A 13233-nucleotide genomic window follows, 5' to 3' on the forward strand; every position below is an offset into this window, starting at 1 on the left:
CGGAGACTCTCATGAGCGATAACACTTTCCGCCCGGCGAGCCTGGTGCTCGCCACGGTGGGGCTGTCGCTGGCGACCTTTATGCAGGTGCTCGACACCACCATCGCCAACGTTGCCCTGCCTACCATCGCCGGTAACCTCGGGGTCAGCTCGGAACAGGGCACCTGGGTCATCACCTCCTTTGCGGTGTGCAACGCCATCTCCCTGCCGCTGACCGGCTGGCTGGCGCGGCGCATGGGTGAGGTGAAACTGTTTCTGGCGGCGGTGATCCTGTTCGTCATCACCTCGTTCCTCTGCGGCATCGCCCAGTCGATGACCGAGCTGGTGCTGTTCCGTGCCCTGCAGGGGCTGGTGGCTGGCCCGCTCTACCCCATGGCGCAGACGCTGCTGCTGGCCATCTATCCGCCGATGAAGCGCGGGATGGCGCTGTCGCTGCTGGCCATGGTGGCGGTCGTGGCGCCAATCATCGGCCCCATCGCCGGTGGCTGGCTGACGGACAACTATTCCTGGCCGTGGATCTTCTTTATCAACCTGCCCATCGGCGCCATCGCCATTTCCATCGTCATCGCCCAGCTCGGCAAGAAGCCGGAGCAGACGGTGCAGCAACCTATCGACTATGTCGGCCTGATTCTGCTGGTGCTGGGGGTCGGGCTGCTGCAGGTGGTGCTGGATAAAGGCAATGATCTGGACTGGTTTGAGTCGCGGGAGATTGTGACCGGCACGGCGATAGCAGTGGTCTGCCTGATTGCACTGGTGATCTGGGAGCTGACCGACGATCACCCGATCATCAATCTGCGCCTGTTCAAATACCGCAACTTCAGCTTCGGTACGCTGGGGCTGGTGCTGGGTTATGCGGGCTTCTTCGGTATCAACCTGCTGCTGCCACAGTGGCTGCAGACTCAGCTGGGTTACACCGCCATCTGGGCCGGTCTGGCGGCCGCACCGATTGGTATCCTGCCGGTGTTCCTGTCGCCGGTGATTGGGCGTCTGGGGCACAAGGTGGATATGCGCCTGCTGGCCGGGGGCTCATTTCTGGTGATCGGCACCACCTGCTTCCTGCGTGCCAGCTTCACCACCGAGGTTGACTATACCCACATCGCGCTGGTGCAGGTGCTGATGGGGCTGGGGGTGGCACTGTTCTTCATGCCGACCACCACCATTCTGCTGTCCAGTCTGCATCACCGGGAGATTGCTGAAGGCTCCGGTCTGGCCACCTTCCTGCGAGTGCTGGGAGGCAGCTTTGCCTCCTCGCTGACCACCTGGATCTGGCACCGTCGCGAGGTGTTCCACCACGCCCAGCTGACCGAAAACATCAATGCCTTCAACCCGGCCACCCAGCACTATCTGCAGCAGTTAGGCGGCAGCAGCCAGAGCCATTACGCTCAGATTGATCATCTGATCGAAGGGCAGGCCTACATGATGTCCACCGTGGATTACTTCGCCATGATGGCCTGGGTGTTCATGGGGCTGTTCCTGATCATCTGGCTGGCCAAACCACCTTTCGGCGCCAAGCATGGCGGTGGGGGCGGTGATCACTGAGCCGGTGCTCTCCATCGGAAAACAGATCATGCAGACGGAGCCGGAAGGGCTCCGTCTGCATTGGGCACCTGTGTAATTTAGTACCTTTGCAATTGAGTACCTTTGCAATTGAGTACCTGTGCGAGGATGCCATTACTGCAGATGCTGCCGCGCCGCCTTCTCCAGCAGACTGCCGAGGCGGGCCAGCATCGGCGTCTGCAAACGCCAGTGGTGCCAGTACAGCGGCACCGGCATCTTCAGCTCCGGCGTCGGGTTGATCAGCTTGCCGCTGGCCAGCTCCTGCCGTATCTGTGACCGCGGCACAAAGCCATACGCCATGCCGTAACGGATAGCATCGATAAAACCTTCCACCGTTGGAATCATATGGAAGTCGATGTCCCCCGCGGTGAGGTTGAAGTGCTGGCGGACAAAACGCACATGCAGCTGGTCATCACGGTCAAAGGCGACCGCCGGTGCCTGCCGCAGGCTGTCAGCATTGACGCCGCTGGAGAAGAAGCGCTGGGCAAAGGCGGGCGTGCAGACCCAGATATAGTCCATGACGCCCAGATGCAGGCGGTTACAGCCCGGCACCAGCGTGTCCTGAGCGCTGACACAACCGATCACCTCACCACTTTTCAGGCGGGCCAGAGTGCAGTCCTGATCCTCCACCATCAGCTCCATCAGCACCTTGTGCTCATGAAACAGGTCGGCAAACACCGGCATCAGCCAGATCGCCAGACTGTCGGCATTCACCGCCAGACGCAGGCGGGTGTAGCTGTCGGTGGTCGGGCGAATATCAGTGGACAGAGACTGCTCCAGTACCTGTACCTGCTGCACATGGTGAAACAGCTTCTGCCCCAGCTCCGTCGGCCGGATCGGCGTCGAGCGCACCAGCACCGGCTGTCCCAGCCGCTCCTCCAGCAGCCGGATGCGCTGTGAAACCGCCGACTGGGTCAGACACAACACGTCTGCCGCCCGCTCAAAACTCTGCTGTTGGATCACCGCCGCCAGGGCTTCCAGCAGTTTGTAGTCCAGCATTATTAAATTCTCTTATAAATACATAGAAATATTAGCTTAACTGATTGAGAGTCTAGCCCTTACCCTTGCCATCCTCAAGCTGCCAGCAGGGGCTGGCGGGTCTGTTACGGGGAGTTCAACCCATGGATATCATCGCTTACTGGCAGGGAATAACCGTCAGTGCCGTGCTGATTGTGGCTATCGGTGCTCAGAATGCCTGGGTGCTGGGGCAGAGTATTCGCGGTCAGCATGTCGTGCAGACGACCCTGTTCTGCATTGTCAGCGACTGGCTGCTGATCGCCATGGGCGTGTTCGGCGTCGGCCAGACACTGGCACGTTCCCCCGTACTGTCTCAGGCGGCGGCCTGGCTGGGCGCCGCCTTTCTGCTGATCTACGGCCTGCAAAGCTGGCGGCGCGCCCTGCTGCAACAGGAAGAACTGCATATCGACAGCAACGGCCAGCTCAGCCAGAGTCGCTGGGCAGCTCTGGGCACCACCTTTATCGTCACCTGGCTGAATCCACACGCCTGGCTGGATACGCTGGTGCTGCTCGGTGGGCTGGCCAGCCAGCTGCAGGCACACAGCCGCGGCGGCTTTGCTCTCGGCGCCATGACCCTGTCCTGCCTGTGGTTCTGTGCTCTGAGCCTGCTTGGCCGCTGGCTGGCACCCTGGTTTGCCCGTGCCTGGACCTGGAAAGTGCTGGACGGGCTGATCGGTGCGCTGATGCTGAGCCTGTGCTGGTCACTGCTGCGACCGCTGTTGCTGCCCTGAGCGGTGGCGTTACGCTCTGCAACGCAGTGCGTTATTACCCGCCATTCGGTTAAAAAATAAGCAAATCCCGGCGCTCCCCCTTGCACCCTGCCGGTGCCCATTGATAATAAGTAAAACTTTATAAAGCCAATAACACTTATCAACTCTTCTTATTCAAGAAGGCACTGCGTCGAAGCGTAGCGCATTCTTGTTGTCGTGCTTGTTCGGGGGGACAGCGATATGCGCATTACCCTGCGCCAACTTCAGGTATTCGCCGCCATTGCCCGCAAAGGCAGTGTCAGTGCCGCCGCCGACCAGATCGGTCTGACCCAGTCCGCCGCCAGCATGGCGCTGGCCGAGCTGGAAGGCCATCTGGGAGCACCCTTGTTTGATCGTCAGGGACGTCGTCTGCGTCTGAGTCCACTGGGTGAAACCCAGCTGTCACTGGCGGAGACCATTCTCGGTCAGGTGGAAAACTTCGAGCAGGGTGGCAAGCGGGAAGTGGCAGGGCCGTTCACCATCTCCGCCAGTATGACCATCGGTAGTTATCTGCTGCCACGCATGGCACTGGACTTCCTTGCGCTCTATCCCAAGGTTGACCTGAAGCTGCGTCTGCGTAACAGCTCTGATGTACTCGGTTCGCTGCTGAATCTGGATGCCGACATCGGCCTGATCGAGGGTTTGTGCCGTGAGCCACGACTGGCCTATGTGCCCTGGCGGCAGGACCGGCTGTTTCTGGTGGCAGCCAGCGACAGCCCGTGGGCCGAATTCGCCGGCAAGCCGGAACGCCTGCTGCAGGCGCCGTGGATTCTGCGTGAATCCGGCTCCGGTACCCGCGCAGTGCTGGAGCAGGTACTGGGTAACGACCGCAACCGCCTGCATGTGCGGTTGGAATTGGCTCACCACGAGGCCATAAAACAAGCGGTACTGGCCGGACTCGGTGTGGGTTGCCTGTCGGAACTGGCGGTACAGGAAGATCTGCAGAACGGCCGTCTGGTGGATCTGGCCTGGCCAGAGCTGGATCTTAGCAGATCATTGTCGCTGGTCTGGTGGCCGGAGCGTTTCCTCAGCTCACCGGCGCGAGCCCTGATCGACTCACTGGGCCTCACCGCCGCAGTGGAAGCCTGGCAACCACCGACCGGCAAGATCACCATGCTTTAACAGCTGATCACATCTATTTAAACGGTTATGCACAACCATTCACAGGGTTATCCACAGCCGGCAACCCTGTTTATCTGATGGAGGGACGTATGAAGAAGCCACTTTGGGGCAAACTGGGATTAGGGATGATCATGGCACTGTGCATCTCCGGCAGCTGGGCAGAAACGACAGCCGATCCCAAACCCACCTACAAGGAAATTACCCGCAGTAAAGCCTGGCTGGTGGGCGAGCGGCAGTTCGCCGGTTCGGAAAAGCAGTACTTTGCCACCACCCCGCAGGCCAACGACCCGGGCAAGGGTTCTACCTTCTTCAGTCTGGTGTGTATTCACAGCAAGCCTGACCAGTTGCTGGTGCTGGTGGAAAGCAAGGAGATGCTGACCGAGACCAATGTGCTGTTCAAGGTGCAGTTCGGCAAGGAAGAACGACAGGGTACCCTGCCACTTCGCAAGTTCTCTGACAAAGATCGCAACCTGCACGCGGTGATTCCCACCACCAGCCCGATGCTGGCCGATCTCAAGCGCGCCGACCCCTATTTCGCCATCGGCTATAAGAAAGATGGCAAGGAGATCATCCACGGCTATCTGTCCGCGGGTTCCACCAATGCCATCAATACCCTGCTGAAAGTCTGCAAGGCGGGTTAAATCTACCTGCGTCACAACCGCTGTGGATGGTTTATACCTGACTGTCCACAGCTACCCACAAGCTTATCCACATCTTTTCTGCAGCGTTGTCCACCCTGCCTGTCAGCCAGGTGGCTCCAGTACCTGTTTTCAGGCGCTACATTGCCGCCTTGGTGACCAGCCCCGCCACCGCCTGACCCTGTTGCCACTGGGCCAGCTTGCTGGCGATCTGACTGGTGGCTTCTTCGACCAGCGTGGCCGCCGCGACATGAGGAGTAATGATCAGTTTCGGGTGTTGCCAGATAGGGTTTTCGGCGGTCAGGGGTTCCTGCGGGAACACGTCCAGCTGAGCGCCGCGCAGATGGCCGCTATCAAGCTGATCAATCAGCGCCCGCAGCTCGATCAGATCGCCACGTCCGGCATTGATCACCACCGCGCCTCTGGGTAGCAGAATCAGCGTATCGGCATTCAGCAGGCCGCGCGTTTCCGGGGTAGAAGGCAGGATGCTGACCAGCACATCAGTGTGCTGCAACAGGTTGGGCAAGGCCGCCATGCCATGGCAGGTGGTGATACCTTCCAGATGCTTGGGCGTGCGGCTCCAGCCCTGCACCTGATAGCCCAGCTGCGCCAGCACCTGGGCCACATGGCCACCCAGCTCACCCAGCCCCAGCACCGACACTCTCAGCTCACGGGCACTGCGATAAGGCCAGGATTGCCAGATATTCTGCTCCTGCTGCTGCAGGTAGCGATCAAAATCACGCTGAAAATGCAGAATGCCGTGCAGGACATATTCGAGCATCTGCTGCGCCATGCCGGCATCGGTCAGGCGGATCAGCGGCGTACCGGGCGCGATATCATCGCGTTTGTGAAAACGGTCCAGCCCGGCTCCCAGCGCAAAGATGCCTTTCAGATGAGTGAAGGGAGCAAAAAAGCCGTCCGGCGGATTCCAGGCAGCGACGTATTCGACCTGCTCTGCGTCGACACTGTGAGGCCAGGCCACGACGTCGAGCGGAAGTTTGAGCTGCAAACTTTCCTGCCAGATTTCACGGTCTGAATCCACGTAAAGATAGAGCATGGATGGCCTCCTCAGCCTGGGGTAGCAAAAGCAACAAGGGGACGGCTGCCTGGCGCAGAAAAACGCTGCGGGATACCTGAGGCTCGCTCACTCGTGGCCCCATCACCGCCGTTGCTTCAGAACATGTGCACATTCTCAGCACTTTCGCCTTCGCTGGTGAGATCGTGTGCACGCTCTCAGCCGCCGACCTGAGCCGTCCAGTCGTTGAGATTATAGTAGTTTGTCACTCTTGCCACCTTATTAGCGCGAATCTCAAAGAAGGCTCCGGCAGGCAGCACATAGCGCTGGCCACTGGCGGCAGGCAGGCCTTCATCACTGGCCAGATACTCGCCATGCACCACAAACTCAGCGGCAGCACGCTGACCATCAGCAGAGGCCATCACCACGATGTCTGTCAGCTGTTCGCGGTAACAGCGGTTCATATGCACCATGAAGTCGGCAAAGGCCGCCTTGCCGACCTGTCGCTGGCCCTGATTGATGTCGTGCACCACCTCATCATCCAGCAGCGCCAGAAAGGCCTCCATATCGGCAGCATTGAAAGCGGCGTAGTAAGACTGGATCAGTTCCACTGCGGTCATGGAGAAACTCCTGTTGAAGAAGGGAAGGATAGCGCCCGATGCCGTTCTGATCGCACTGCAGTTCGCCCCGGGCATCGCACTCTGGCAGACATTCTGCTAGTTTTCCCCTGATCAAGACACCCTGTAAGCGACGCGCCGTTGATCTCTGACGTCAGTTCGGAGCCGGCCAGTGAGGACCCAACCATGTCTCAGGACGCTGCCGGACCTGCTTCCTTCAGCTCCCCCCACCTCCCGCCAGCCCCTGTCGGCGTGGAGATTATCAGCCTCAACGGCCACGCCATTCAGCCTTATATTAATGATCTGGCGCGTCTGCGTATCGAGGTGTTCCGCGCCTTTCCCTACCTCTACGATGGCGATCTGGCCTACGAGGCCGACTATATCGCCACCTATGCCAACAGTGCTGACAGCCTGTTCGTCCTGGCCATACACCGCGATCAGCAGGGCCAGCCGCAGGTAGTGGGGGTCGCTACCGGGCTGCCCATGAGTGATGAGACCGTCGAGTTTCGCCGCCCCTTTGACCAGCAGGGCTGGCCATCGGAGCAGATCTTCTATTTCGGTGAATCGGTACTGCTGCCCGCTTTCCGCGGTCAGGGGCTGGGCGTACGCTTCTTTGCAGAGCGCGAAGCCTATGCCCGTCGTCTCGGTCGCTTCCGCTGGTGTGCGTTCTGCGCCGTGCAGCGCGCCGCTGACCATCCGCGCCGCCCACCAGACTATCAGCCACTGGATGCTTTCTGGCAGCATCGTGGCTACCGCGCCTATCCGACCCTGACCACCGAATACATCTGGCGTGATATCGATGAGGCGCATGAATCCCCCAAACCCATGTCCTTCTGGCTCAAGGAGTTACAGCGATGATCCGTCTGGCCGCCTGCCAATACGACATTGAACTTTATGAACAGTGGGACGACTACGCCGAGCATCTGCAGCAGCTGGTGGAAGAGGCGGTCGATCAGGGTGCACAGCTGCTGCTGTTACCGGAGTACGCGGGCATGGTACTGACCGGCCAGTTGCCTGCCGCCGTGCGCAGTGACCTGCATGCATCCATCGCCGCCATGCAGACGCTGATTCCACGCTGGCTGAGCCTGTGCAAATCACTGGCACGTCAGCATGGTGTGTATCTGGTGCCCGGTTCAGCACCGGTGCGCGATGCCGATGGCTGCTATCGCAACCGCAGCTGGCTGTTCGGCCCGGAAGGTCTGGTCGGCACTCAGGACAAGCTGATCATGACCCGCTTCGAGCGGGAGCAATGGCACATTGACGCCGGTAGCGGTGGTCTGCAGGTATTTGAAACCGGCCTTGGCCGCATTGGCATTCTGATCTGTTACGACAATGAATTCCCCATGCTGGCGCGCGGTCTGGCGGAACAGGGTGCCGATCTGATCCTGGCGCCCAGCTGCACCGATACCGAAGCAGGCTATCATCGGGTGCGCATTGGCTGTCAGGCCCGGGCACTGGAAAACCAGATCGCGGTGCTGCAATCGCCGACCGTGGGCTTTGCCGACTGGTCACCGGCGGTGGACGAAAACCGGGGCCGTGCCGGATTGTTTGTGCCGCCCGATTACGGCCTGCCTGCCGACGGTGTGCTGGCGCTCAGCAGCCAGCTCAATCCACCCAACAGTGAATGGCTGCTGGTTGATCTGGATCTGGAGGCACTGCGCAAGGTACGCAGTGAAGGACAGGTCATGACTCGCCGTGACTGGCCGGAACAGTTTCTGTCTCAGGGCAACTAAGATCGTTAGCGCGTTCTAAGGCCACAATCGACGGCTTATTTCTGTCTCTGACCTGCCGCACTGAAACTTTTCGAGGCAATTTGCAGCGGCGCCGTCAGGAACTCTGTTGCCAGTCGCCTCTCCAACAGAGAACATCAGCACACTGGCGGGCCGTGGCTCGCTGTGCTGCTTCTGCCAGCCAGCGCACCAGGTGTCAGCCGCTGGCAGACCGCCGTCATCATTACTCACAGGATGTCTATGACCGCCACTTCCCCTGCTGCCGGAGCAGCCAACGACCCGTTACGTACCGGTCACTATCGCAGTTTTCTTGGAAAAACCTGGGCCCTGACCAAGCCTTACTGGCAATCGGAAGAAAAGTGGCAGGCCTGGGGCCTGCTGCTGGTGATCATTGCCCTGTCGCTGGGGGGCGTCTACCTCTCGGTCTGGTTCAACCAGTGGTACAACGATTTCTACAACACTCTGCAAAACAAGGATGCGCCGGGCTTCTGGCTGCAGATCAGCAGATTCTGTCCGGTTGCCCTCATCTACATTGTGGTGGCGGTGGCGAACTACTACCTGTCCAGCATGTTGCAGATTCGCTGGCGACGCTGGCTGACCGATGTCTATTTTGAGCGCTGGCTGAAGGGCCGTGCCTATTACCTGCTGGAAGTCAGCCGCGATGATACCGATAACCCCGACCAGCGTATCGCCGAGGATATCGACAGCTTTACCACCAGTACCCTGAGCATCAGCCTGGGTCTGCTGAGTAACCTTGTCAGCCTGTTCAGCTTTGTCTTTATTCTCTGGGGCCTGTCCGGCCCTCTGTCCTTCACCGTGGCGGGTCACGCCGTCAGCATTCCCGGTTATATGGTGTGGGTCGCCTTGCTGTATGCCATCGCCGGTAGCTGGCTGACCCATCGTGTTGGCCGCAAACTGATCAAGCTGAATTTTGACCAGCAGCGCTACGAAGCCAATATGCGTTTCGCCATGGTCCGTGCCCGCGAGAACAGTGAACGTATCGCACTGTATCAGGGCGAAGAGCAGGAACAGCGCAACCTCAGGCAACGCTTCCATGCGGTCTGGAGTAACTTCTGGTCCATCATGCGGGTACAGAAGAATCTGACCGCCTTCACCTCTGCCTATGGCCAGATCGCTATTATTTTCCCGCTGGTGGTCGCCGCACCACGCTATTTTGGCGGCGCCATCCAGCTCGGCGGGTTAATGCAGATCAGCAGTGCCTTTGGGCAGGTTCAGGGCGCACTCAGCTGGCTGGTGGATTCTTACAGTGCACTGGCAAGATGGCGCTCGGTAGTAGATCGACTGACCACCTTCAATGACCGTCTGGACAGTATCGATGCCCTGCATCAGCACTCGAATCGTACCCAGCTGCAGCAGGGAGGAGGCATCAGTATTCGAGATACCCAACTGCGTCTGCCCAATGAGAAGGTACTGCTGAACATTGCCAGCCTGACCCTGGAACCGGGCCAGCACACTCTGATCAACGCCCCCTCAGGCAGCGGCAAAAGCGTGCTGCTCCGTATGCTGGCTGGCATCTGGCCGTGGTGGACGGGTCAGGTTCAGCGCCCGGAGAACGTCATGTTCCTGCCGCAACTGCCCTATCTGCCCATCGATACCCTGAGGCAGGCGCTGGCCTATCCACAGGCCGCGGAAGACTTTGATGATCAGCGTTATCAACAGGTGCTGCAGCTGTGCAAGCTGGAGCCGTTTATCGGGATGCTGGATGAGAGCCGTCACTGGGCCCAGTCCATGTCACCGGGCGAACAGCAACGGGTGGCTATTGCCCGTGCCCTGCTGAAAAAACCGCAGTGGCTATTCCTTGATGAGGCGACGTCAGCACTGGATATAGGCAGCGAGCAGCAGCTGTATCAGGTGCTGCGCCAGCAACTGCCCGACACCACCCTGGTCAGCATTGCTCACCGCACTACGCTGCGTGCATTCCACCAGCAGGAATGGCAACTGGCCGAGGGCCGCCTGCAGGCCATTGAACCGCAGGCACTCCCCGTCTGACAGTGCTGAGCCGACCTGACATTGCCGGGACACTACCCGGTAATGTCAGGTCACTGCCAGCAGGTGATACAGCTCCACCTGTGGATGGCGAAAGAAGCTCTCCTCCCACGGACTCTTGGCAATAAAGGCATCGCGCAGCGGCGCAAACAGCGGATGATCGTGCGGCACCTGATGGGCCAGCAACGAGCACAGCTGGGCCTCGGCACTGATGGCAGCCAGATCCTGCAGCCGGTGACGACGATCAATGACGAACTGACAGTGATGATCACGGCGCAGCAACTGTGCCTTGAAACTGTGGGGGTAGGTCACGCAGAACAGATGATCATCTTCGCAGGACAGGAACGCCATCACGGTAGTGTGGGGCTGTGACAGCGCCCGGGTGATCATCACGCCGATCTTGTTATCGGTTTCACGCACATCGGGAAAGGGCACAGAGGTCAGAGGAGTCAGGGGTAACACCTGCTCCGCTCTGGCATCGTGCGGATGCTCATAGCCAAGGGCACGGTAGCTGCTGACAATCCTGCCGCTGTACCACAGCTCATAGTCAATGGGGGTGACGATCACCCGCCGCTTGCCGACATGCTCCACCAGCCCCTTGTAGGACGTACGGTGCACGCCCAGATCTGCATCGTATTCTGCCACCCCGGTGCGATCATCCAGATGCACCGTCAGACGCTGATCCACCTGTAACGCATGGGCTTCGCTGAAGACCAGCGTCAGGCTGTTGTCGCTGTGCAGCTCCACACCGCACAGGGCTATCCAGGGTTCGGTGATGGCATCGCCGCCACTGGGGTCGAGATACGCCGCTACCACGCCCGGCAGCGAAGTGCCGAGATAATCCTGCAAACTCAGGGTATTGCCCATTGCCGCATCCCCATGAACACCATCATTCAGACTGATCAAGCCAAGCCCAATGAGTGTAGTTCAGCGTTCCGGCAACGGCGAATCAGGCCCGCAGCATGCGGTTGCGGCCGGTCTGTTTGGCTTCGTAGAGGGCGTTATCGGCGCGATTGAGCACCGCATCCAGTGGTTCACCCGGCCGGAAGAAACTGACGCCGAGGCTGACGGTGACAGACAGGCTGATACCGGCAATATCAATACTGGCACCGCTGATATGACGCTGCAGCTGGTCAAACAGCTGCAGGCAGCGGGTGTCGTCCTGATTGGCCACCAGCAGCAGAAACTCTTCGCCGCCCCAGCGGCCACAGATGCCCAGCTCATCGACCTGCTGCTGCATCATCTGCCCGAGCCGCATCAGCACTTCGTCGCCGACCTGATGGCCATAGCTGTCGTTGACCTGTTTGAAGTAATCGACGTCGAGCATCGTCACTGCAAAACCATGCTGGCTCTTGTTGCTGTTCTCGACTTCGTCTTCCAGACGACGCATCAGCATACGGCGATTGGGCAGATCGGTGAGAGGATCAAGGAAGGAAGCCTCTTCGAGGGCCAGGTTCATATCGCGCAGCATGCGCTGATAGCGGTCGGAAATACGGGTGATCTTTTCCAGCTGGCGCAGCTGCTTGTCGAAACGGGCGCTGAGACTGTGCTCGCGCCGCATCATCATCGCCTGATAGGAGTCAGACAGCTGGGTGATACGCTCCACCCGCGCCCACTGTTCCTCATTCAGGCGCCATAATTGCGCCAGTGCTTCACGCAGGGGGTGACCCTGATACTGCTTGTCATCCAGCAGCATCTGGATGCGTTTTTCCAGGGCACCTGGATCGACTTTCATTAACGGCCTACGATTTCAAAGGGAAAGGTGCAATCTTCCTTGAATTCTTCGGCCAGTTCCGCGACCCGTTCATTGTCTTCGTCATAATACCAGCGGGTGACGACGTCACGGCCACGGCCATGGGCGTCTTCCAGCAGGTCAAAGATGTCCATCATGGCCTTGATGCTGCTGGTATTGAGATACAGCAGCTCCAGCTCCAGCCGCAGCGGACGGTCAGTGTCGGTCAGGTACTGTTCCACCCAGGTGATGACCTGACCGAACATCTCGAAGGAGTTCTCGGGATAGGAATCGCCCTGCATCGCCAGCACCCCATCATTCCAGCTGGCATGGATGCTCGGTGTGGATTGACTACCAGGTATAGTCAGATCGCTCATCGTTACTTACTCATACGTCATTCGTGTGTCGATCCCCTGTCACTCGGTGACGGTATCAAAGGGGGATCACTTCCGGGTGTGGCTGCCGCTATCGGCGAATACCGTCAAATCTGCACCCGGATACTGAAAAAGGCCCAGCCATCAGCAAGCGGCTTGAGGCTGGCTGACATCGGCGCCGATGATTTGCGTGCCATATCAATCAGGCCCAGCCCGGCGCCGGTGGTGGCCTGCATGTCGCGTGGCTTGCGTAGCTGCTCTTTGTAGGCCGCCTTCAGTGCCACCTTGTCCATCGCCGCCAGCGTATCAATCCGCCCGATCAGCGCCTCGCCATCGGTCAGCCGCACCATGTTGCCTGCGGACACCACATAGTGGCCGTCCGTAACGGCATCGTCGGTCGCCGCATCCACCCGGCTGATGACCACCGTCGCGGTATCGGAATCAGGAGATCCATTGTGCACGGCGTAGTGGCGGATATTTTGCGTCAGCTCAATATAGACGGCAAATACGTCCATAGCCGCTGCCGGTTTGACCTGTTCAGCCGCCAGATAGTTCTTCAGCGCATTACCAATTTCTTCAATCAGGCTGCGCGAAATCGGGCCGTTGAAACAGAGCATGATACGTTCACGGTCGAACCGTTCACGCAGCCCATAGAGGTCCGGAGCAAGCATCGATG

General features: G+C 59.4%; 14 protein-coding genes. 7 read left to right on the plus strand and 7 right to left on the minus strand.

From position 1 onward, the window contains the following. Positions 1 to 11: 11 nt before the first annotated feature. Positions 12 to 1538: a DHA2 family efflux MFS transporter permease subunit gene (locus WH50_RS09675; RefSeq protein ID WP_110187120.1), complete on the plus strand. Its 1527-nt coding sequence runs from the start codon at positions 12 to 14 to the stop codon at positions 1536 to 1538. Positions 1539 to 1670: 132 nt separating this feature from the next. Here the strand turns inward: WH50_RS09675 and WH50_RS09680 are convergent, their stop codons facing one another. Continuing rightward, on the minus strand, positions 1671 to 2555 hold the full coding sequence (locus tag WH50_RS09680; protein WP_110187121.1) for a LysR family transcriptional regulator ArgP: 885 nt from the start codon (positions 2553 to 2555) through the stop codon (positions 1671 to 1673). A 122-nt stretch (positions 2556 to 2677) separates the two neighbouring features. Here WH50_RS09680 and WH50_RS09685 point away from each other — a divergent pair, with 122 nt between their 5' ends. The 3 genes from WH50_RS09685 (at position 2678) to WH50_RS09695 (ending at position 5085) form a co-directional block, all read left to right on the plus strand. Then, complete coding sequence (locus WH50_RS09685; RefSeq protein ID WP_104152765.1) at positions 2678 to 3304, plus strand: LysE/ArgO family amino acid transporter; 627 nt, start codon at positions 2678 to 2680, stop codon at positions 3302 to 3304. A gap of 219 nt (positions 3305 to 3523) precedes the next feature. Next, entirely contained in the window at positions 3524 to 4444 is a 921-nt protein-coding gene (locus WH50_RS09690; RefSeq protein ID WP_104152766.1) for a LysR substrate-binding domain-containing protein, read from the plus strand. Positions 4445 to 4533: 89 nt separating this feature from the next. Continuing rightward, positions 4534 to 5085 (plus strand): hypothetical protein, encoded by a 552-nt coding sequence (locus tag WH50_RS09695; RefSeq protein WP_133251290.1) that lies wholly within the window; start codon positions 4534 to 4536, stop codon positions 5083 to 5085. A gap of 136 nt (positions 5086 to 5221) precedes the next feature. On the opposite strand, the gene WH50_RS09700 is transcribed toward WH50_RS09695, so the two are convergent. Both WH50_RS09700 and WH50_RS09705 read right to left on the minus strand, forming a co-directional pair. Further along, positions 5222 to 6139, minus strand: a complete 918-nt coding sequence (locus WH50_RS09700; RefSeq protein ID WP_104152768.1) for a 2-hydroxyacid dehydrogenase — start codon at positions 6137 to 6139, stop codon at positions 5222 to 5224. 176 nt (positions 6140 to 6315) lie between these two features. After that, positions 6316 to 6717: a ketosteroid isomerase-related protein gene (locus tag WH50_RS09705; RefSeq protein ID WP_110187122.1), complete on the minus strand. Its 402-nt coding sequence runs from the start codon at positions 6715 to 6717 to the stop codon at positions 6316 to 6318. Between the two features lie 183 nt (positions 6718 to 6900). Between WH50_RS09705 and WH50_RS09710 the strand changes: the two genes are divergently transcribed. The 3 genes from WH50_RS09710 to WH50_RS09720 all read left to right on the plus strand — a co-directional run bounded on the left by WH50_RS09710 (position 6901) and on the right by WH50_RS09720 (position 10454). Further along, the gene (locus WH50_RS09710) at positions 6901 to 7572 is read left to right on the plus strand and encodes a GNAT family N-acetyltransferase (protein ID WP_243410056.1); all 672 of its coding nucleotides are present in this window, start codon (positions 6901 to 6903) and stop codon (positions 7570 to 7572) included. After that, on the plus strand, positions 7569 to 8447 hold the full coding sequence (locus WH50_RS09715) for a carbon-nitrogen hydrolase family protein (protein ID WP_104152770.1): 879 nt from the start codon (positions 7569 to 7571) through the stop codon (positions 8445 to 8447). Before WH50_RS09710 ends, WH50_RS09715 begins: the two co-directional genes overlap by 4 nt. A 237-nt stretch (positions 8448 to 8684) precedes the next feature. Further along, positions 8685 to 10454 carry an ABC transporter ATP-binding protein/permease gene (locus WH50_RS09720; RefSeq protein WP_110187163.1) on the plus strand — a complete coding sequence of 590 codons (1770 nt, stop codon included), beginning with the start codon at positions 8685 to 8687 and terminating at the stop codon, positions 10452 to 10454. 45 nt (positions 10455 to 10499) lie between these two features. Here WH50_RS09720 and WH50_RS09725 read toward each other — a convergent pair whose 3' ends face one another. From WH50_RS09725 to siaB, 4 genes are all read right to left on the minus strand, one after another. Then, on the minus strand, positions 10500 to 11318 hold the full coding sequence (locus WH50_RS09725; RefSeq protein WP_104152771.1) for a hypothetical protein: 819 nt from the start codon (positions 11316 to 11318) through the stop codon (positions 10500 to 10502). An 82-nt stretch (positions 11319 to 11400) separates the two neighbouring features. Continuing rightward, on the minus strand, positions 11401 to 12186 hold the full coding sequence (gene siaD / locus WH50_RS09730) for a biofilm regulation diguanylate cyclase SiaD (protein ID WP_110187123.1): 786 nt from the start codon (positions 12184 to 12186) through the stop codon (positions 11401 to 11403). Further along, entirely contained in the window at positions 12186 to 12560 is a 375-nt protein-coding gene (siaC, locus tag WH50_RS09735) for a biofilm regulation phosphoprotein SiaC (protein ID WP_104152773.1), read from the minus strand. Before siaC ends, siaD begins: the two co-directional genes overlap by 1 nt. Before the next feature lie 104 nt (positions 12561 to 12664). After that, positions 12665 to 13228, minus strand: coding sequence for a biofilm regulation protein kinase SiaB (gene siaB / locus WH50_RS09740; protein WP_110187124.1), 564 nt, complete (start codon positions 13226 to 13228; stop codon positions 12665 to 12667). Positions 13229 to 13233 lie beyond the last annotated feature (5 nt).

The organism is Pokkaliibacter plantistimulans (genome assembly GCF_003194385.1).
Lineage (GTDB): Bacteria > Pseudomonadota > Gammaproteobacteria > Pseudomonadales > Balneatricaceae > Pokkaliibacter > Pokkaliibacter plantistimulans.

Bases quoted from the DNA above. Each gene is read 5' to 3' on its own strand.
- WH50_RS09695 (WP_133251290.1), top strand. From the start codon at position 4,534: ATGAAGAAGCCACTTTGGGGCAAACTGGGATTAGGGATGATCATGGCA.
- WH50_RS09690 (WP_104152766.1), top strand. From the start codon at position 3,524: ATGCGCATTACCCTGCGCCAACTTCAGGTATTCGCCGCCATTGCCCGC.
- WH50_RS09715 (WP_104152770.1), top strand. From the start codon at position 7,569: ATGATCCGTCTGGCCGCCTGCCAATACGACATTGAACTTTATGAACAG.
- WH50_RS09720 (WP_110187163.1), top strand. From the start codon at position 8,685: ATGACCGCCACTTCCCCTGCTGCCGGAGCAGCCAACGACCCGTTACGT.
- siaC (WP_104152773.1), bottom strand. From the start codon at position 12,560: ATGAGCGATCTGACTATACCTGGTAGTCAATCCACACCGAGCATCCAT.
- WH50_RS09725 (WP_104152771.1), bottom strand. From the start codon at position 11,318: ATGGGCAATACCCTGAGTTTGCAGGATTATCTCGGCACTTCGCTGCCG.
- WH50_RS09700 (WP_104152768.1), bottom strand. From the start codon at position 6,139: ATGCTCTATCTTTACGTGGATTCAGACCGTGAAATCTGGCAGGAAAGT.
- WH50_RS09675 (WP_110187120.1), top strand. From the start codon at position 12: ATGAGCGATAACACTTTCCGCCCGGCGAGCCTGGTGCTCGCCACGGTG.
- WH50_RS09680 (WP_110187121.1), bottom strand. From the start codon at position 2,555: ATGCTGGACTACAAACTGCTGGAAGCCCTGGCGGCGGTGATCCAACAG.
- WH50_RS09710 (WP_243410056.1), top strand. From the start codon at position 6,901: ATGTCTCAGGACGCTGCCGGACCTGCTTCCTTCAGCTCCCCCCACCTC.
- WH50_RS09705 (WP_110187122.1), bottom strand. From the start codon at position 6,717: ATGACCGCAGTGGAACTGATCCAGTCTTACTACGCCGCTTTCAATGCT.
- WH50_RS09685 (WP_104152765.1), top strand. From the start codon at position 2,678: ATGGATATCATCGCTTACTGGCAGGGAATAACCGTCAGTGCCGTGCTG.
- siaB (WP_110187124.1), bottom strand. From the start codon at position 13,228: ATGCTTGCTCCGGACCTCTATGGGCTGCGTGAACGGTTCGACCGTGAA.
- siaD (WP_110187123.1), bottom strand. From the start codon at position 12,186: ATGAAAGTCGATCCAGGTGCCCTGGAAAAACGCATCCAGATGCTGCTG.